This is a genomic window from Bacillus sp. FSL W8-0645, assembly GCF_038007905.1.
GTDB classification, from domain to species: Bacteria; Bacillota; Bacilli; order Bacillales; family Bacillaceae; genus Bacillus; species Bacillus pumilus.
This window is the reverse complement of the sequence record NZ_JBBOYC010000001.1, coordinates 42,462-61,836: the sequence shown is the minus strand read 5'-3', so window position 1 is coordinate 61,836 and position 19,375 is coordinate 42,462. Positions and strand designations below refer to the sequence as shown.

23 protein-coding genes are annotated in these 19,375 nt (G+C 40.8%); 1 reads left to right on the top strand and 22 read right to left on the bottom strand.

Annotated elements, in window-relative coordinates:
* Positions 1 to 52 precede the first annotated feature (52 nt).
* From NST39_RS00330 to metG, 15 genes are all read right to left on the bottom strand, one after another.
* Entirely contained in the window at positions 53 to 679 is a 627-nt protein-coding gene (locus NST39_RS00330) for a 50S ribosomal protein L25/general stress protein Ctc (protein ID WP_003217956.1), read from the bottom strand.
* Positions 680 to 817: 138 nt separating this feature from the next.
* Entirely contained in the window at positions 818 to 1,771 is a 954-nt protein-coding gene (locus tag NST39_RS00325) for a ribose-phosphate diphosphokinase (RefSeq protein ID WP_003217907.1), read from the bottom strand.
* Positions 1,772 to 1,793: 22 nt separating this feature from the next.
* The gene (gene glmU / locus NST39_RS00320; RefSeq protein ID WP_065097659.1) at positions 1,794 to 3,164 is read right to left on the bottom strand and encodes a bifunctional UDP-N-acetylglucosamine diphosphorylase/glucosamine-1-phosphate N-acetyltransferase GlmU; all 1,371 of its coding nucleotides are present in this window, start codon (positions 3,162 to 3,164) and stop codon (positions 1,794 to 1,796) included.
* A 199-nt stretch (positions 3,165 to 3,363) separates the two neighbouring features.
* On the bottom strand, positions 3,364 to 3,660 hold the full coding sequence (spoVG, locus tag NST39_RS00315; RefSeq protein ID WP_034324487.1) for a septation regulator SpoVG: 297 nt from the start codon (positions 3,658 to 3,660) through the stop codon (positions 3,364 to 3,366).
* 225 nt (positions 3,661 to 3,885) lie between these two features.
* On the bottom strand, positions 3,886 to 4,263 hold the full coding sequence (gene ridA / locus NST39_RS00310) for a 2-iminobutanoate/2-iminopropanoate deaminase (RefSeq protein WP_065097660.1): 378 nt from the start codon (positions 4,261 to 4,263) through the stop codon (positions 3,886 to 3,888).
* 37 nt (positions 4,264 to 4,300) lie between these two features.
* Complete coding sequence (gene purR / locus NST39_RS00305) at positions 4,301 to 5,134, bottom strand: pur operon repressor (protein WP_113768769.1); 834 nt, start codon at positions 5,132 to 5,134, stop codon at positions 4,301 to 4,303.
* Between the two features lie 55 nt (positions 5,135 to 5,189).
* On the bottom strand, positions 5,190 to 6,059 hold the full coding sequence (gene ispE / locus NST39_RS00300) for a 4-(cytidine 5'-diphospho)-2-C-methyl-D-erythritol kinase (protein WP_044140396.1): 870 nt from the start codon (positions 6,057 to 6,059) through the stop codon (positions 5,190 to 5,192).
* 146 nt (positions 6,060 to 6,205) lie between these two features.
* A complete protein-coding gene (locus NST39_RS00295) occupies positions 6,206 to 6,391 on the bottom strand; it encodes a small, acid-soluble spore protein, alpha/beta type (protein ID WP_012008653.1) in 186 nt (61 codons plus the stop codon).
* Between the two features lie 163 nt (positions 6,392 to 6,554).
* Positions 6,555 to 6,812 carry a biofilm formation stimulator Veg gene (gene veg / locus NST39_RS00290; protein WP_003217979.1) on the bottom strand — a complete coding sequence of 86 codons (258 nt, stop codon included), beginning with the start codon at positions 6,810 to 6,812 and terminating at the stop codon, positions 6,555 to 6,557.
* A gap of 212 nt (positions 6,813 to 7,024) precedes the next feature.
* Complete coding sequence (gene yabG / locus NST39_RS00285; RefSeq protein ID WP_034620903.1) at positions 7,025 to 7,909, bottom strand: sporulation peptidase YabG; 885 nt, start codon at positions 7,907 to 7,909, stop codon at positions 7,025 to 7,027.
* A gap of 133 nt (positions 7,910 to 8,042) precedes the next feature.
* Positions 8,043 to 8,921: a 16S rRNA (adenine(1518)-N(6)/adenine(1519)-N(6))-dimethyltransferase RsmA gene (rsmA, locus tag NST39_RS00280; protein WP_044140395.1), complete on the bottom strand. Its 879-nt coding sequence runs from the start codon at positions 8,919 to 8,921 to the stop codon at positions 8,043 to 8,045.
* Positions 8,914 to 9,474 (bottom strand): ribonuclease M5, encoded by a 561-nt coding sequence (gene rnmV / locus NST39_RS00275; RefSeq protein WP_012008650.1) that lies wholly within the window; start codon positions 9,472 to 9,474, stop codon positions 8,914 to 8,916. Before rnmV ends, rsmA begins: the two co-directional genes overlap by 8 nt.
* A gap of 161 nt (positions 9,475 to 9,635) precedes the next feature.
* On the bottom strand, positions 9,636 to 10,838 hold the full coding sequence (locus NST39_RS00270; RefSeq protein WP_341026466.1) for a ubiquitin-like domain-containing protein: 1,203 nt from the start codon (positions 10,836 to 10,838) through the stop codon (positions 9,636 to 9,638).
* 244 nt (positions 10,839 to 11,082) lie between these two features.
* Positions 11,083 to 11,850, bottom strand: coding sequence for a TatD family hydrolase (locus NST39_RS00265; protein WP_106066825.1), 768 nt, complete (start codon positions 11,848 to 11,850; stop codon positions 11,083 to 11,085).
* An 81-nt stretch (positions 11,851 to 11,931) separates the two neighbouring features.
* Positions 11,932 to 13,932: a methionine--tRNA ligase gene (metG, locus tag NST39_RS00260; protein ID WP_341026465.1), complete on the bottom strand. Its 2,001-nt coding sequence runs from the start codon at positions 13,930 to 13,932 to the stop codon at positions 11,932 to 11,934.
* Positions 13,933 to 14,452: 520 nt separating this feature from the next.
* Between metG and NST39_RS00255 the strand changes: the two genes are divergently transcribed.
* Positions 14,453 to 14,743: an AbrB/MazE/SpoVT family DNA-binding domain-containing protein gene (locus NST39_RS00255; RefSeq protein ID WP_087975202.1), complete on the top strand. Its 291-nt coding sequence runs from the start codon at positions 14,453 to 14,455 to the stop codon at positions 14,741 to 14,743.
* Between the two features lie 45 nt (positions 14,744 to 14,788).
* Here the strand turns inward: NST39_RS00255 and rsmI are convergent, their stop codons facing one another.
* From rsmI to NST39_RS00220, 7 genes are read right to left on the bottom strand one after another with little or no spacing between them, the layout of a single operon-like run.
* Complete coding sequence (gene rsmI / locus NST39_RS00250) at positions 14,789 to 15,667, bottom strand: 16S rRNA (cytidine(1402)-2'-O)-methyltransferase (RefSeq protein WP_065097667.1); 879 nt, start codon at positions 15,665 to 15,667, stop codon at positions 14,789 to 14,791.
* Complete coding sequence (locus NST39_RS00245) at positions 15,645 to 15,941, bottom strand: GIY-YIG nuclease family protein (protein WP_106067701.1); 297 nt, start codon at positions 15,939 to 15,941, stop codon at positions 15,645 to 15,647. The genes rsmI and NST39_RS00245 overlap by 23 nt, the downstream gene beginning before the upstream one ends.
* Positions 15,928 to 16,671, bottom strand: a complete 744-nt coding sequence (locus NST39_RS00240) for a tRNA1(Val) (adenine(37)-N6)-methyltransferase (RefSeq protein WP_341026464.1) — start codon at positions 16,669 to 16,671, stop codon at positions 15,928 to 15,930. Before NST39_RS00240 ends, NST39_RS00245 begins: the two co-directional genes overlap by 14 nt.
* A 55-nt stretch (positions 16,672 to 16,726) precedes the next feature.
* Positions 16,727 to 17,080, bottom strand: a complete 354-nt coding sequence (yabA, locus tag NST39_RS00235) for a DNA replication initiation control protein YabA (RefSeq protein ID WP_003217957.1) — start codon at positions 17,078 to 17,080, stop codon at positions 16,727 to 16,729.
* Between the two features lie 14 nt (positions 17,081 to 17,094).
* Entirely contained in the window at positions 17,095 to 17,922 is an 828-nt protein-coding gene (locus NST39_RS00230) for a PSP1 domain-containing protein (RefSeq protein ID WP_003217932.1), read from the bottom strand.
* A gap of 2 nt (positions 17,923 to 17,924) precedes the next feature.
* The gene (gene holB / locus NST39_RS00225) at positions 17,925 to 18,914 is read right to left on the bottom strand and encodes a DNA polymerase III subunit delta' (RefSeq protein ID WP_341026462.1); all 990 of its coding nucleotides are present in this window, start codon (positions 18,912 to 18,914) and stop codon (positions 17,925 to 17,927) included.
* Between the two features lie 11 nt (positions 18,915 to 18,925).
* A complete protein-coding gene (locus NST39_RS00220; RefSeq protein ID WP_044140388.1) occupies positions 18,926 to 19,366 on the bottom strand; it encodes a YaaR family protein in 441 nt (146 codons plus the stop codon).
* Positions 19,367 to 19,375 lie beyond the last annotated feature (9 nt).

Below are 19,375 nucleotides of genomic sequence, written 5' to 3'. Positions count from 1 at the left end.
ATTCTAGCACAAAAGACGCAACCGCGGGAGGGTTACGTCTCTAAATGCCCAGTTATTCTCCATCGTTATCCTTTTCTTTAATGGCCTCAGGTTCTTTTGGTTCCTCTGCGCTATCTGGTTCAGGAACCTCTGATTGCTGAGGCGGTAAAATGGATGCCACGACTTCTTCTGGATCGTTATTCACTTGATATGATGACTGAACAGACAAATCAGCGACTGTTAGGACATCATTCACTTCTAAGTTTGTAATATCTGCTTCAATATGCTGAGGGATATCTTTTGGTTTCGCTGTAATGGATAGTTCAAATAGTGGCTGCTGAAGCACACCGCCATCTTTAACTCCTTTAGATTCGCCAATCAGCTGTACAGGTACATCCGCTTCAATTTCACGCTGTAAATCGACCACTTGGAAATCTGCATGGACAAGCTCATTTTTCAGCGGGTCTGTTTGTAATTCTGTGACCATCACAGATTTTGTTTCACCATTCACGTCTAGTGTGATGATTGTATTCTTCCCTTCATCACGTAAGGTCTTTAATAAATCGATGCTGTCTAGTGAAACAGCCAGGTTGTCTGTATTTTTTCCGTATATGACACCAGGAACGTGTCCTGAATGACGGATTTTTTGCAGTGTGGAACGTTTGAAATCAGTTCTTTTATTTGCTTTTAAAGTTGCCATATTCAGCACCATCCTATTTCATTTTTGTCACTACTCTCATAATTACCCATAACCGAATCATTTTAAACTTATTTGCTGTGAATGATGATAGCAAAAAAGACCCCAAGCGGATGCCTAGGGCCTTTTTTAATCAGAAAATTAACTGAAAAGGTAGCTCACAGATTCTTCTTCATGTACACGGATGATGGCTTCTGCAAGCAAAGGCCCAACTGAAAGCGGAATGAATTTTCCAACTTTCTTGTCATCTGTTAAGTGAATACTGTTTGTCACAACTAATTCTTTAATTTTAGAATTTGTGATACGTTCTACTGCTGGTCCAGACAATACTGGGTGAGTACAGCAAGCATATACTTCAGCCGCTCCATTTTCCACAAGTGCATTTGCAGCAAGTGTAATGGTACCAGCTGTATCAATGATATCATCGATGAGAATCGCCGTTTTGCCTTCAATGTTACCAATGATGTTCATCACTTCAGCAACGTTTGGCTTTGGACGACGTTTGTCGATAATTGCGATTGGCGCTTTCAGGCGATCTGCCATTTTACGCGCACGTGTTACACCACCGTGGTCAGGAGACACAACGACGATATCATTCAAGTTTTTCTGTTCGAAATAGTTTGTTAAGATTGGCACAGCCATTAAGTTATCGATTGGAATATCAAAGAAACCTTGGATTTGCGGCGCATGAAGATCAAGTGCAATGACACGTGTAGCACCCGCTGTTTCAAGTAAGTTCGCAAAAAGCTTCGCAGTGATTGGCTCACGAGGTTTTGCCTTACGATCTTGACGTGCATATCCGTAATAAGGGATCACAATATTGACCGTTTTCGCAGAAGCGCGTTTTAGTGCATCTACCATAATGAGCAGCTCCATGATGTGCTCATTCACTGGCGCACTAGTGGATTGAATGACATAACAATCACAGCCACGAATACTTTCTTCAATATTGATTTGGACTTCACCGTCACTAAAGCGTTTAACAGAGCTCTTTCCTACATCAACTCCGATACGATCGGCAATTTCTTTCGCAAGTTCAGGGTTTGAATTCAAAGAGAATATCTTTAAATTCGCATCAGCATAACGATTAGACATGGTAAACCTCCGGGTATTTGGATTATTTTTTATGAATATTTTTCACATAATCTTCTTTATTGACTTGTCTTGCTCTAGCAATAGACAATGCATCCTGCGGTACATCTTCTGTAACCGTTGAACCAGCTGCAACATATGCCCCTTTTCCGACAGTGACTGGTGCCACGAGATTAGAATTACAGCCAATAAAAGCGCCATCTTCAATCTTCGTTAAGAATTTGTTCTTCCCATCATAATTGACTGTAATAGAGCCACAGCCAAGGTTTACATCAGTTCCGACCTCTGCATCTCCAATATAGCTTAGATGAGATGCTTTGCTGCGGTCACCGAAAACCGTTTTCTTGATTTCGACAAAATTCCCGATCTTCACTTCATCGCCAATTTTCGACAACGGGCGAATATGAGCAAACGGCCCAATTGTCACATCGACTCCAACCTCACTATCGCAGACGACAGATTGCTTAATCACTGTGCGGTCTCCGACGATGCTGTCAACAATTTCAGTGTTTGGTCCAATAGTTGCGTCTGCACCGATTTTCACATTCCCTTTGATGACCGTCCCAGGATAAATCATTGTATCTTCACCGATAACTGCATCAGGTGAAATATACGTGTTCTCAGGATCAATCAAGGTCACACCATTCTTCATATGCTGATGATTAATACGTCGCTTCATGAATTGCTCTGCTTGTGATAGAGCGATACGATCATTGACTCCAAGTGTTTCTTCAAAATGCGGTGTTTGATATGCAGCTACTGTTTGCCCTTCATTCTTTAAGATTTCAATGACGTCTGGCAAATAGTATTCGCCCTGTGCATTTTCATTCGACACTTGCTCAATCACACGGAAGAGATCTTCATTTGAAAAACAATAAGTCCCTGTATTAATTTCATTCACTTGACGTTCCGCATCATTCGCATCTTTATGCTCCACAATTTTCACGACAGCACCGGTTTCGTCACGAATAATACGACCATAACCTGTCGGGTCATCCGCATGTGCTGTTAAAATAGTGACTTTCGCTTGATGTTTTTGATGCTCGCTCAACATAGCTTCCATTGTCTCCGCTGTCAATAATGGCGTATCACCACAAATGACAATGGTTGTTCCCTTTTCCTGCGCAAGGAACGACTTTGCTTGTTTGACGGCATGTGCTGTTCCCAGCTGTTCTTCTTGAAGTGCATACTCACTTCTGTCTCCAAGCTGCTCTTTAACGTTCTCTGCTCCATGACCGACAATCGTCACTAGCTTGGCTAAAGAAAGCTTTAACGCTTCATCTGCCACATGCTCGACCATTGGCTTTCCGCAAACTGGATGAAGTACTTTGTATAGCTTTGACTTCATTCTCGTTCCTTTTCCCGCTGCTAAAATCACTGCGAACCGCTTATCCATTGATTGGCCTCCAATATCCCTATTATCCATAGAAAAATATATCCTAAATAAGGACTGATTTCAAGGATACATGAGGAAGTACAATATTTTTCTAACGGATGAAACATATAAGACACATGAGGAAAAACGCAAAAAAGACAGCATTTAAAAGAAAACATTCCATTTTCTCTTAAAGCTGTCTTTTTGGTTTTACTTATGGTTAAGAAGCTCCAGCTTCTTCATATTCAATTGTTTCTTCCTCTTCGCCTAAGCGATGATATTCATTTAATACAGCATCTTGGATTTTCCCCCGAGTACCTGAATTAATTGGATGTGCAATATCGCGAAACTCTCCATCAGGCGTGCGTTTGCTAGGCATTGCAACAAACAACCCATTGTTTCCATCAATCACACGAATATCATGAACAACAAATTCGTGGTCCAGCGTGATGGATGCAATCGCCCTCATGCGACCATCGGTATTCACGCGGCGTAATCTTACGTCAGTAACTTCCACAGTAGTTCACCACCTTTTCCCAATATAAAAGCATTACTTAGGTATTCAACGATTGTGGTGATTCTCCTGCTCTTTTTTTAAACTTTTTTTGAAATATCGGGATATTTATACATTTTTTGTCATTTTAGTGACGGCGCTTACATTCTTTGCGTGAAAAAAAGACATCATAATGATGTCTTTTCCTGCATATGATGAAACCAAACGGCTTTCGTTAAGATTGCCTGTTTACTTTACTAATGCAATCACTTCAATTTCTACAAGTGCATCCTTAGGAAGTCTTGCTACTTCCACACAAGAACGGGCTGGCTTATGTGTATGGAAATACTCACCGTACACTTCATTTACTTCTGCGAATTGTTCCATATCCTTGATAAAAACTGTTGCTTTCACAATTGTCTCAAAGGAAGCACCTGCTGCTTCAAGTACGGCCTTAAGATTACGGAACACTTGATGAGTTTGTTCTTTAATATCTCCATTTACAAAGTCTCCAGCTGCTGTTAATGGAATCTGCCCGGAGCTGTAAAACATGTTATTGACAATAATCCCTTGAGAGTAAGGTCCAATGGCTGCTGGTGCATGTTTGGTTTGAACAACTTTTGTCATATCAATCTCTCCCATTCAACTACATGTTTATCAACGCTTAAGCTTTCGAATGAAAAAACTCGTGGAAATTGCCTTCATTGATCTCAATGATCTTCTGCTTCATATCAATGGTTGAAAGCTTTAAAAGCGATACATATTCATCAACGAGACGTTCATCTACGCCTTCATCTTCTAAAAGAACACCGATCCCTGCAACATTTGCATTAAATTCCTCAAGCAAATTCACCATGCCGTTAATGGTTCCGCCCGCTTTCATAAAGTCATCAATGATCAGGACATTGGATCCTTTATCTAAGCTTCGCTTTGCAAGTGACATGGTTTGAATTCGATTAGACGAACCTGACGCGTAGTTAATACTTACAGTTGATCCCTCAGTTACTTTATTATCTTTTCTAACGATCACAACCGGCACATTTAAATAACCAGCAACAGAATAGGCAATAGGAATACCCTTTGTCGCAACAGTCATGACGACATCAATCGCACGGTCTGCAAAGATGGTCGCAAATAGCTTACCGATTTTCGCAAGGATTGATGGATTCCCTAAAACATCGGTTAAATATAAATAACCGCCAGGAAGTACACGTTCAGGAGTCGATAGAGCTTCTCCGATATCGTTTACCACGTCGTCTGCTTCTTTTAGGTGAATCTTCGGAATATATTTCACTCCGCCAGCAGCACCAGGTACAGTAAGCAATGTGCCTATTCCCTGCTGTTCGAAGGTCTGTTTGATAATCGTTAAGTCTTCACTAATGGAGGACTTCGCAGATTGATATCTTTCTGCAAAAAAAGTTAACGGTACTAGTGCGTGCGGGTGGGCTAACAAATAATTTGTTAAGTCCACCAATCTGCCGCTTCGACGAAACTTCATGAACTTACCCCCAGAACCCGAATAATTTATGATAAATATAACTTAATATACGGATTTAATCAAGGGCATTTTGTTCGCCGATCATGCGGACAGCGTATACTTGATCACAAAATCCTCTCAGTCCGTTATATATTCTTTGTACCTTCGATTCATATTGAATCAAACCAAATACTGTAGGGCCGCTTCCACTCATTAAAACAGCGTCAGCACCGAAACGCTTCATCTGCCTTTTGATCATATCTACTTCTGGATACATCTTTAATGTCACAGACTCTAGAACGTTTCCGAGTGAGCCGCACATCTCTTTATAATCTTTTGCTTCAATCGCTTCAATCATACGCTTTACATTCGGGTGTTCTACTTTGCTTGCGTCATATTGTCTATAGACTTCTGCTGTAGATACCCCAATCACCGGCTTCGCTAAAATCACCCAGCAATGCGGCGGTGCCGCAATATGCTTCAGCTTTTCTCCACGTCCTGTCGCTAGTGCTGTGCCTCCGTGTACACAAAAGGACACATCTGAGCCGATCTCCGCTCCAAGCTCAGCTAGTTCATCTAACGTGAGGTTTAACTTCCACAAACGATTTAAGCCGCGAAGTGCTGCTGCTGCATCACTGCTGCCTCCAGCTAACCCTGCTGCGACTGGAATTGTTTTTGTGATGACAATGGATACACCTTTTTGAATACCGAACCTTGTTTTAAGTAATTTAGCCGCCTGATAAGCCAAATTACGCTGATCATCTGGCACGAATCGATTATGAGATGATACACGAATTTCATCCTTGTCCAGCTCCGTCAGCTCTAGTCGATCTGCAAGGTCTATTGTTGTCATCACCATCTCCACTTCGTGATATCCATCCGGTCTTTTTCCATGAACATCAAGTGAGAGATTAATTTTCGCCGGTGCTTTTTCTAAAATACGCAAACATTTCACCTACTTCTCCATCTAAACATAAGTATCAATATTGTATCACATTTGATGGATCTGATGAATATAGGCTTTTACGCCGAGCACACTGACTTTTTCATCAAAAAAAGCCAGAGACACCCGAGGTATCCCTGACCGTTTTTCTATCGTTGATTCTCATCCTGAGCCATGTGCTGTTGAGCTAATTCAATGGCACGTTTGACCATATTACCTGCGTCACGCGCACGAATCTCTCCCCAGCCTCCATTTTTGACGGTATCATAAAATCCAAGATCCTTCGCCAGCTCGTATTTGAACTCATCTGACATAATGCCTCGGCGTCTACCCAAACGAAACAGCCCCTTTAGTCGAGAATTCGAATCAGTGCCACTGCTTGTGTGGCTTTCTTATTTTGTATCGAATCCTTTCTTTTACCCCTTTCAAAAAATGGACAGACTCCCATTCAGAAAAAAAGGCAAAACAAAAAGCAGTAAACAAAAAGTTCACTGCCCATTAATAGGCGACTGAGCTAGCGGTATCATCGAACGTTAATTCGACCGTCTCAGTCAGTATATCTGCATAACTATAAGAAACTCTTTCAAACGAATTCTCATCTTGATCTAATTGAATCACAAATACAGAAGGGTACGTTTCAGCTAAAATGCCCGAACGCTCAATTGTTTTACGGCGGCCCCCGTTAGCCTTTAACGTCAAACGTTTACCTAAGTTACCATCAAGCGATCTTTTGATGTCGGACAAAGTCTTCGCCATTGCATCCACCTCACTGAGATAATTATACAACAACGGCCCGTTTTTGTCAAATAAAAATTAAATTATATCAACGAACACGAGCCATTGTCAACAAAATAATTTTGACAAACTTCTACCTTTTCTTCTCCCTATTTTTCTCAATTTCCGGCGAATTATGTATCCTTTTGCAATTTCTTTTTGAACATAAAAAAACCAGACTGAAATCAGTCGGGTTATGTCGATTCATGATCTCTTTTATATGGCATACCTACCCTTAGAACACCCTTCGTCTCGATGCCTCCGAGCCCTTTTTCTCTTGTTAATGTATTTCGGAGCACATCCCACACGTTGATTCGATCTACAAATGGAGTGAAGCTGATCTTCGCAACGATATAGACGGGGTCGAGCGCATGGATATTCACACGTGAAGGCGAGCTCGCAAAATTGGCACCTGCTTGGATCAATGATTCAAAATGAGATTGACAGGCACCAGCAAAGATCACAAGCTGATCTAAATGAGGGATTTTCCGTCTGGCTTTTTGAACCGTTTCAACGAAATGCCGAGAATGACGATAGGCACTGATATCATGTACGCCGCCCTTTTGCTTGGAATACGCATCATGTCCTGTGATAACCAATATATCTGGTCGATATTGATCAATTAACGAGTCAATCATGCTTGGCATTTTCTTCTCATGGCAATGCACCCCATACACAGGTACACCAATTCGTTCATATACATCTAAGCATTTCTTTAAGTATGAAGCATCTCCATCTAAATGAAGGACCTTTCCAGGCATGTGAAAATACTGCTCCTGATGCTGATATTGTCCAGAAGTATAATACTCTTGTTTTTCCCGCAGCAGCTGATAATCCTGTCTTAGTAAGTCGAGCGATTCATTGATTTTTCGTTCGTCATTTTTCTCTCTAGTCAGCTGTTCCTCTTTTTGAACCTTGACGAGATCTGACAACTTGGCATCAGCAATCAGCCTCACTTCATTCCCATGCAATATGGCGGTGGCTTCGTGCTGATCGGTCTCATCAATTCGAATGATTCGAAACAAAATATCCATTTGATAGGATGCCCTTGTCACCATATCTCCTATTTGAAATTGCATGCTTTTCACTCCACAATCAGGCTCATATCCTGTTGGTATCGTCTTGCGCTAAATATGTTCGTCTTTCATGGTGCTGTTCTTTCTAACCTATGCCCGAACAAACGAAGTGGTGAAAAACAAAAGAAAAAAGCCCTTAAGACAGGGCTTTTTGTAAAACATTCGACAGACGGGCAAATTCCTCAATGGATAATGACTCGCCGCGGCGCTTTCCATCAATGTCTGCTATTTGAAGTGCTTCTTCAATGATCGCTTTATGTTGCTTTCCATCAGGTAAGTTGTTCATGAGATTATTCATCAATGTTTTTCGGCGCTGACCAAAGCTCGCACGGATCAATTGAAAGAAAAACTCATTATTTTCTACTGAGACAGCAGGCGTTTCACGAACAGTTAGCTTGATCACAGCCGAATCGACATTTGGCTGTGGAACGAAAACCGTTTTAGGCACAACCATCACCGTTTTCGCTTCCGTATAGTATTGAACTGCGATAGACAGCGAATTGTATTCCTTTGATGAAGGGACAGCAGCCATACGATCTGCTACTTCTTTTTGCAGCATAACCACAATCCCTTTCAATGGAAGGTTTTCTTCAAGCAGTTTCATAATAATCGGTGTCGTCACGTAATATGGAAGGTTGGCGACAACCATCACTTCTTTACAGTCAGCAAAATTTTCCTCGATGACCTTCCTCACATCCGCCTTTAATACGTCTTGATGAATGATCGTAACATTATCATATGGAGAAAGCGTATCGTTTAAAATGGGCAATAAACGCTGATCGATTTCAAAAGCGGTGACTTTCTTTGCACGCTTAGCGAGCTGCTCGGTCAATGCACCGATACCAGGCCCAATCTCAATCACGCCGGTCTCATCCGTCACCTCTGCGTGATCGACAATACGATCGAGTATATTTGTATCAATTAAAAAGTTCTGCCCTAAGCTCTTTTTAAAAGAGAAACCGTATTTCTTCAGTATTTCCTTCGTTCTGATGGGTGTCGCTATATCTTTATTCATCGGCTTCCTCCTGCATGACGGTCTTTAAGGCCGCAATAAAATCATGTTTGGTTATTTGGAACATGTGAAGGCGCTTATGCAGCTGCTTCGCATTGGTATATCCTATATTTAATAGCACACCTAGTCGTTCTCGGCGGCGTTTCGATGATTCGCCTCCAATTAGGCCTGCGTCAAATAAGTCATCTAATGTAATGTCACTTTCCGTTACTTCCATTTCCTCATGGACATGGGCAAGGCATTCCCGAATACTGTCCAAGGAAGCATGCTCGACACCAATTCCTTTGTCCCGCTTCGCCTTCGCAAGATGTTTTGGCAAAAATGCGTGCTTACAGCCAGGAACCGCTTCTGCGATGGTTTTCCGGATCTTCTCCCCAGGGAAATCAGGATCAGTTAAAATAATGACCCCTCTCGTCTCCTGAGCAAGACGCACTTGTTGAATAACTGTATCGCCAATGGCTGATCCGTTTGTTTCGATCGTATCTGCATCAACTGCCATCTTCACCCTCGCAGTGTCGTCACGACCTTCCACCACAATGATTTCTTTGATTTTCATGTATTCCTCCGCTTGCAAAAACAATAAACAATTTTTGGTTAAAAAAACGAAACCTTTTATGCTGTTTTTGCGTCTAATTAATTAGAAAACAGTGCTTCTATTATAACCAAAAAAACAGAGGGTGCGCAAAGCCCTCTGTTCATATAAATGATTTGATGTGTTTATTTGAGTACTCTAATTTTCACTCGTTTATTTCCCCATTGATAAGCTGCCGACTTATTTGGGACGAACACATCAATTTTATTCCCTTTTATAGCAGATCCAGTGTCTGATGCAACGGCATATCCATAGCCTTCCACATACACTTTAGAGCCTAGCGGAATGACACTCGGATCAACTGCTATGACCTTTGCACCTGGATTTGATTTTAAATTATAGCCTGTTGACGTTCTGCCCGTACATCCAGCACAGCTCGCTGTATAGGCTGTCGACGCGACATAAAATTCTTTTCCTGACGATTCATTGCTTCTTGAAACGGCAGGTGTCGCTTTAGGCTCTTTTTGGGACTCTTGTGTACCAATGGCCACTAAACGATCCTTGCTATCTTTTTCAGTCACTTCTTTAATCAATTCTTTAGACACCACTTTGCCGTTTTCTTTCACAATGGCATAGTGCTTCTTCAATTTACCTTCTTCACCTTTTTTAAGCACCTTCTCTTTTCCTTTTTCAAGAGAACGATCCTTTTTATGTTTGGTATCAAAAGCAATTTTCTCTTCCACTACATCGGTGACTTTTTCCACCCGAGTGATCTGGATATCTGCGCTTTTATTAGAAATGTGACTATGTAACGCAGGTTTGATCTTATCGTGCTTCTTGAGCTTCAGCTCTTGTTGCTTTAAAAAGTCAGCGACCGTAGTCGAAGTGGTCCACACTTTTTTCTCTTTTCCTCCATCATTTACGCTGACCTGGAAGGCCTGCTCAACCACAAGATCCATATCCTTTTTAATCTTGTCATTCTTTCCTGGAGTTACTTGATCGTGCTTCCCAATATCTATCTTCTCATTCTTCAATAATGCTCCTACCGTCTGATCTGTTGTCCATATCGTTTTCTCTTTCCCATTTAGGGTCAGATGAACCGGTATAGCCGCATCATACACAATGTTCATGTTATCTTCAATCTTTGTATTTAGACTTGGAGAGATATGATCCTCCACCTTGGTCTTTATTCCAAGGTCTGAAAGCAGCTGTGCTACTGTCTCTTCATGTGTACGAATTGTCTTCTCTTTACCATTGATTGAAATGGTAATAGACTGCTTAGTGAGCTCATGCGCACCGTAAGCCGTCCCAGTTCCAGCTAAAAGCAAGCAAACAACTAGTAATAAAACCTTGCCTTTTCCTAGCTTAACAGAAAACAGATTTTTCATTTTTTGTACGATGAAAAACGCCTCCTTCTCCTCGGAGAGATTATATAGAGTATCTCAAAACCTGTCAACCCTTCCACCCACTGTACAAAAATGCTCGATTGTACCCCTATTATGGGAGTTTAATGGAAGGAAGGGAAGAAAGACTTATCGACAACTTATCCTATGAAGAGGCGTAAACGTGTAGAACATTTTCGTTATGTTTCACAAATGGACAAGCTTAAACAAGGATTGACATCATATACTGTCAGTTTATACCGAAAACTTTTTTCGCATTTTTTGTGGTCACTTCAGCAAGCTCTTCAAAGCTTATATCTCGTAACTCTGCAATCTGTTCTGCGATATATTTCACATAACTCGGCTCGTTGCGTTTTCCTCTAAATGGCGCTGGCGTTAAGTATGGGCAGTCTGTTTCAATTAAAAGCCGGTCACTTGGTATGTCCTTGACAACTTCCTTCGGTTTTTTGGCATTTTTAAATGTCACGGGTCCACCGAATGAAATATAAAAGTTCATATCCATACACGCTTTTGCGATTTCTAGGCTGCCAGTAAAGCAATGCATAATCCCTCCAACTTCAGCCGCTCCCTCTTCCTTTAAGATCGTCACGACATCTTCCGTTGCGTCACGATTATGAATAATGATTGGAAGATTCACTTCTTTCGCAAGAGCAATTTGACGTCTAAAGACTTCTTTTTGCACATCTTTTGGCGACTTGTCCCAATAGTAATCCAGACCCATTTCTCCAATCGCAACGACTTTTTCATGTTGAGATAATTCTTTGATCCACAGCAAATCCTCATCTGTCATATCGATGGCGTCGACTGGGTGCCAGCCAATGGCTGCATAGATGAAATCATACTCTTCAATTAATTCCATTGCTCTCGTAATTGTCGGGCGGTCAAACCCTACCACCACGATTTTTTCGACTTTTTCACTCTTCGCTCTTTCGATCACCCGCTCTAAGTCTTCATTATATTGTTCCGCATTTAAGTGGGCATGTGTATCAAATAACATCGTTGATTGCTCCTTTCGACAATTCTTCTAAAAAACAAAAGGTGTTCGACGAAATGTTACACGTGGAACACCTTTGTTGATTTATAAAATTTTTGTTCCATTCGCTAGAGATTGATCCACTTCAAGAACCTGCAATTTCCCGCTAGTTTCTCCAGTTAAAATCATTCCCTGGGAAATTTCCCCTCTGAGTTTAACTGGTGTGAGATTCGCTACACAGACGAGCTTCTTCCCTACTAATTCCTCCGGTTGATAATGCTTGGCTATCCCTGAAACAATTTGTCTCTTTTCAAATCCAAAATCAAGCTGTAGCTTTAAGAGACGATCTGCTTTTTTCACTGGGGCTGCTTCCAGTACCTGTGCGACTCGAAGATCAACTTTTGAGAAATCATCAAAAGCAATTTCTGCTCCCAGCTCAGGTAATTCCGTTTCTTCTATTTCCACTTTCTCTTCTTCTACCTTAGGTGCACTTCCCTGCATTTTTTCTTTAATGTAGGCTACTTCTTCTTCAACCTCTAAACGCGGGAACAAAGGTTCTCCTTTTTGTACCGTCGCTTGTTGAATCGCACCGAAAGTTAGAATGCTATCCCAGCTTTTAAGCTTCTCTTCTTCAATGCCAAGCTGGAAGAAGATTTTCTTAGGTGTTTTCGTTAGGAATGGCGTTAAGAGCACTGCTGTGATGCGGAGTGATTCTGCTAAATGATACATGACAGAATGCAGCTCTTTTCGTTTTGTTTCATCCTTTGCCAGCACCCAAGGAGCTGTCTGGTCAATATACTTATTGGTTCTACTGATTAATGTCCAAACATTTGAAAGAGCCACCGAGAATTCAAGATTTTCCATCGCTTCTTCATAGGCTTTGACTGTTTGCTCAGCTACTGCTTTAAGTTCCTCATCAAACTCATTAACTGGACCCTTATAGCTGCTTAATGTCCCGTCAAAATATTTTTGTACCATCGCAACTGTACGGTTAAGCAAGTTACCTAAATCATTAGCAAGATCATAGTTTACACGTTCCACGAATCCTTCTGGTGTAAACACACCATCCGCACCAAATGGTACTTCACGAAGGAGGTAATAACGAAGGGCATCAAGACCGTAGTGATCAATTAATGTGACCGGATCTACTACGTTCCCTTTTGATTTAGACATCTTACCATCTTTCATCAGCAGCCAGCCGTGTGCGAAAATTTGTTTCGGCAGCGGCAGATCGAGTGCCATCAGCATAATTGGCCAATAAATCGTATGGAAACGAACAATTTCTTTCCCTACGAGATGCACGTTGGTAGGCCAATATTTTTTATATTTTTCATCCTGATCAGTTCCGTAACCAATCGCAGTTAAATAGTTGAACAACGCATCAATCCATACATAGATGACGTGCTTTGGATTGTTTGGAACTTTAATTCCCCAGTCAAAGGTTGTTCTTGATACAGCTAGATCCTCTAAACCTGGTTTGATGAAGTTATTGATCATTTCATTCTTTCTTGATTCAGGCTGAATGAACGTTGGATTCTTTTCGTAATAGTCCAGTAAACGATCCGCATACTTACTCATACGGAAGAAATATGATTCCTCTTTAATTAATTCGACAGGATGTCCGCTGTCAGGGCTTTTCCCGCCAGTGACTTCTCCTTTTTCATTCCGCTCAACATCCACAAGCTGTGTTTCCGTATAGAATGTCTCATCAGGAATACTGTACCAGCCTTCATATTGATCTAAATAAATATCACCTTGATCAAGTAGCTTTTGAAACACTTGCTCAATGATTTTCGTGTGTCTTTTTTCTGTTGTACGGATGAAATCATCATTGGAAATGTCGAGTTTCTTCCATAGTGATTGAATGTCTGCTACGACCGGATCTAAATACTCGATCGGTGTGATGTTTTGTTCTTCAGCTTTTTGCTGAATTTTTTGTCCGTGCTCATCTGTACCCGTTAAATACATCACATCATAGCCTTGAAGACGTTTATAACGAGCCATAGCATCCCCTGCTACTGTCGTATAAGCATGTCCAATATGTAATTTTCCGCTCGGATAGTAAATAGGTGTTGTCAGATAGAACGTTTTTTTCTTTTCCGGCATGTTGGAACCTCCTGCGTGTGTGTAAAAGTCAAAAACTCCCGCCCAATGGACGAGAGCGGTTATCATCATTACATGAAAATGTGTTAGATCCATTTATTAAATTTTGCACTTGTGCTTTCTCTATGATACCATCTTAGCCTTTAAGATCAAGCATATATACATAGAACAAGATGAAATGATCGAAAAAGATGAGTTTTTCAAAAAAAACGACAAACCTGTCGACATTTTGTCGAATATTGTCGTATGAAATCTATCTCCAGATTTACAATTGTCTAATTTAGGGCAAAAGTCTTGTTAATCTGAACTCGTCATTTCTCATATTTTCATAGAAAAAACCCGCAAAATCCTTATAAATCAGTAGTTTCAAGGTCTTTTGACTTTAAGAGTCATATTTTACAAACAATAGTAAACAAAATGATTGACGATTTATGGAAACCTTGTTATGCTATGAATGTAAGGAATTTGTCGAATAATGACGAAGATAATATTATATTAAGAATAAGAACTCTTTGGGAGGAGAATGAAGATGAAATCTACAGGTATTGTACGTAAAGTTGACGAATTAGGGCGCGTGGTGATTCCAATCGAACTTCGCCGTACTCTAGGAATCGCTGAAAAAGACGCTTTGGAAATTTATGTTGATGATGAAAAAATTATCCTAAAAAAATATAAACCAAACATGACTTGCCAAGTTACAGGTGAAGTATCAGACGATAACCTTAAACTTGCTAATGGTAAATTAGTTCTTAGCCGTGAAGGTGCAGAGCAAATCATTAACGAAATCCAAAACCAACTTCAATCACAAAAATAAGTTTGATATAAAAAAGGTTCTTGCACCGTTTGCAAGAACCTTTCTTTATTGTTCAATATGATAGGCATCATATATGTTGCGCTTTGGTACACCACGTTCGACGGCTGTACGTTTAATGGCTTCCTTCGACGTTAATCCTTCTTCTATGTAATGGATCACGTGTTCTTTTTCTGATAAGGACTTCCACCAGGCTTCTTCATTTAGCTCTTCTTCATCTTGATCGTTACCTTGTACGACAAGACAGAATTCACCTCGGATTTGATTCTCTACCGCCCATGTCAGCACAGACTCTAAATCTCCACGAATAAACTCTTCAAATTTTTTCGTTAGTTCTCTCGTAATGGCGATATTCCGGTTGCCCCACACTTCCTTCATCAAAGTCAGCGTTTCTTTTAACCGATGAGGCGCTTCATAGAAAATGATTGTTTCTTGACGCTTCTTCAAAGCTTCGAGCTGTTTTTTCTTTTCCTTTTTTTGTCGGTCAAGAAATCCATAAAAGAAAAATGGCTGCGGCGTGATCCCTGAGGCAATGAGTGCTGTAAGTGCAGCATTTGCTCCAGGTAACGGAACGACATAACCGCCGATATTAGTAAAGTCACTGACCACTTCAGCACCTGGATCAGAGATCGTCGGTAAACCAGCATCACTCACTAGTGCGATGTTTTTTCCTTCTTTTAACCATTCGATCAACTTGTGGCCGCTGCTGTCTTTGTTATGCTCATGATAACTCGTTAATGGCGTATCAATTTCATAGACATGACAAAGTTTTTTCGTTTGTCTTGTATCCTCTGCGGCAATATAGTCTACATCTTTTAATGTTTGGATGGCTCGAAACGTCATATCTTCTAAATTGCCAATTGGGGTTGGGACGAGATATAGAATGCCCATATCTGATTGACCATCAAAGCTTTTCTGTGTTTTCATGTGCCGCCTCCTTTTCAATACGCATTTCTTCTATATAAAGATCTTTCTTTTTCCGTGTCCACGTTTTAAAACGATATTCTTGCTGCATGGCTTCTCTTTTGGTTGCAAAACATTCATGATAATACAGCTCAACCGGCCGTCTTGCTCTTGTATACTTTGCTCCCTTTCCACTATTGTGGGTCGTCAGTCTTTTTTGTAAATCATTTGTATAACCTGCATATAGGCTGCCGTCTGCACATTTCAATACATAGAAAAAATGATTATGCTTCTCCATACAGTATCGTCCTGATTTCCTCTGTATACTCTTGATCATCTCCATAAACAAAAAGAGGCGGGAGAATTTTCAGATCTGGTTTTCCATCTTTTATTCCCTCTACTAAGATGGTATTGGCTTCCTTACCCTGTTTGGGATAAACAAATTGAATTCGTTTTGGCTCAATTCGGTACTTCTTCATCAATTCCACAATCTCAAGTAGCCGGCCAGGCCGATGAACCATCGCCAGTTTCCCTCCTTGCTTCAGCAGCGTGGAAGAAACGCGAATGACATCTTCTAATGTACAATGAATTTCATGCCGAGCAATGGCCAAGTATTCATTTTCATTGATTTCTTCCTTAGAAGGTGTCTTAAAATATGGCGGATTACATGTGATGACATCTACTTTGTGATTGCCGTAGCGTGATGGCATATCATTCAGATCTCCATGAATCAGTTCTATCTGCTTTTCAAGTTGATTATACGCCACACTTCTTTTTGCCATATCAAACAGCCGTTCTTGAATTTCGACCCCAGTAATGGAGGCCTTAGATCGTGTCGAAAGCAGCAATGGCACAATGCCATTTCCCGTACAAAGATCAATAATCTCTCCTTTTTGGATGGGCACATACGCAAATTTTGCTAATAACACTGCGTCCAATGAAAAGGCGAAAACCGTTTTACTTTGAATAATCTTCATATCTTCGGCGAGCAAATAATCTAATCGTTCATCTTCTCTTAACGAAACCATGATGTATCCTTTCTTTTCCTGTGAAAAAGGCTTCCGATTCAGCGGAAGCCTTTTCTCATTTTTTATTTAAAAATGACAGACAGAACAAACAGTCTCCCTCTTTACGTATGCTCCCATAATGTACATTGCAAATATGGAAGCCCTCCTGATATAACCGAGCCAGGTTATCATGACCTTCTCCTATATCAGAATGACCTGGTTTCTGAGCAGAATCATTCTCTGTCTCAGACGATTTGTCCCGATCGGACTGATCCAGACGTTCACGCAAGTGCTGATTCTCCATCTGCAGCTGATGATTTTCTTCAATCACTTCACCGATATGATTTTTCAAATCACCTAACTGGCGATAAAGAGAACCAATTTGTTCTTCTAAATTTATCACCGTATCAAATAGTTCCTTTTTATCCAAGGTGGCACACCTCGTTACTCAGTTGTTTGTGCAGATACAACGCCTTCTTGTAATAATTCTTCCCAAGTATATTCTACCACTTTTTCTTGCCCGGTTAATTCAACTTGCAAAATTCGTTCTAAAATGTTGAGCCCTACTACCTTTGCAGAGCCACTAGATGTTTGAATCGTTTCACCGATATCAGGCAATTGTTCTTTCGCTGTTTCATACTCATCATTCTCATACTTCAAGCAGCACATCAAACGACCGCAAAGCCCTGAAATTTTTGTGGGATTTAGCGACAAGTTTTGATCTTTTGCCATCTTAATGGATACTGGTTCAAAGTCTCCTAAGAATGTCGAACAGCAAAGCATTCGCCCGCAAGGTCCTATGCCACCCAGCATTTTTGCCTCGTCTCTTACACCAATCTGGCGAAGTTCAATTCTCGTTTTGAAGATCGATGCAAGATCCTTCACTAGCTCGCGGAAATCTACTCTGCCATCCGCTGTGAAGTAGAAGATGACCTTGTTTCGGTCAAATGTAAATTCAACATCAACCAGCTTCATTTCAAGCCCATGTTCACTTACCTTCTGAAGACATGTATCAAAGGCTGTCATCGCTGCCTCTTTGTTTTCCTCAACGATGAGCCGGTCTCGTTCATCTGCTACACGAATCACCTTACGCAGAGGAAGAACGACATCGTGTTCATCTACTTTTTTATTAGCGATGACCACTTGTCCGTACTCAACACCTCTGACCGTCTCTACAATGACACAACTATCATTTTCTATATGAAATCCATTAGGATCGAAATAATAGATTTTGCCCGCTTTTTTAAAGCGAACACCAATTACGTTGTACAAGCTTATCCCTCCTGCAACATCAACACCAATTGCTCCATCAGCCCTTGGGCATTCACGTTGGATTGAAGTCTCTTTTTCGCTTCTAATACAGCAAGGATCTGGTTCGTCACCATCTGCTGTGTGGAATGCAGCGCGTGCTGCTTCATTGTCTGGAATAAGTCTTGATAAATGACTTTATCTTCATTTCCTATTTGAATCGACAATACATCACGATATATAAATAAAAGCATATCCAGACCTGTTTCTTGAAGGTCTTTCTCTTTGAAAAAAGGCATCCATTGATCTTGTATATAAAAAAATGCATGTTCTTTTCGCTGGTGTAAGACTTCATACAATTTTATCACTTTCGCTCTAGACTCTGCAAACTGATCATTTCGACTTAATTCGAGTGCTTCTGCTAAATTGTTGGTTAAATTCGACAAAAGCCTTGCAAGATGCTGAGATACGCCTTCTTGTAATAGCTGCTGCTCCAAGGATTGTGGCTGCAGCGGCTGAAAGCTGAGCATCTGACATCTTGAAATAATCGTATCCAACATTTTATGCGATTGCTCAGTGATTAAAATTGCCATCGTTTCCCGGTTAGGCTCCTCTAGGAACTTTAATAAACTGTTCGCGGCATTGACCGTCATTTTGTCCGCATGAAGAATGATATACATTTTTCGGTGAGATTCCACACCTGCTTTTGTAAATTCCTCTTGCAATGCCTGTACTTGCGCTTTCTTAATTGATTGACCATCAGGCTGCACGAGATGTAAATCGGGATGGTTTCCTGACTCAATCCTTTTGCAGTTTTGACAGGATTCACACGGTTTCACTCCTGATTCCAAGCAAAAAAAGCTCTTAACCAAAAGCATCGCAGCATCCCGCTTACCGGTCCCTTTTTTCCCTTCAAATAAGTAGGCATGCGCAAGTCGGTCTTTATCAATACTATTAAAAATCAGCCGCATGACGCGCGGCTGCAAATCATTCATGTCATCCCAGCTAATTGCCATGTTATCACTCTCTATGTGTAAAGGTTAATCAATAAACCTTTTATTTCTCCAATACGTTCAAGCAAATCAATAGATGGCTTCTCTTGGTCCATCATATCCTCTGTTAATTCAATCAGCTTTTCATCTAATGCTTTGACTAAAGCGAGTGTACGCGTGTTGCCATAAATGTCAAAGCTTCTTGATGTTTCTATATTTAACCCATTATCGACTGTCTCTTTCACAAAGCGCTTCACAAGACCTTTAAACCTAGCCAAGTCCTTTAAATTTCGTGACTTTGTCAGCTTTTTACCGAACACTTCGATATCACTCAGCATAACCGTCAGCTGCTCTAAGCGCATTTTGCCGCTTTGCGTCTCCATCGATGCTTTAAAGGAGGCAGATGTCTGGCTTCCTTTCATGCCTTGGAGTTCACGCTTTTCTAAAAGCAGCCGCATATCTTGATTAATTTTCACAGCAACCCA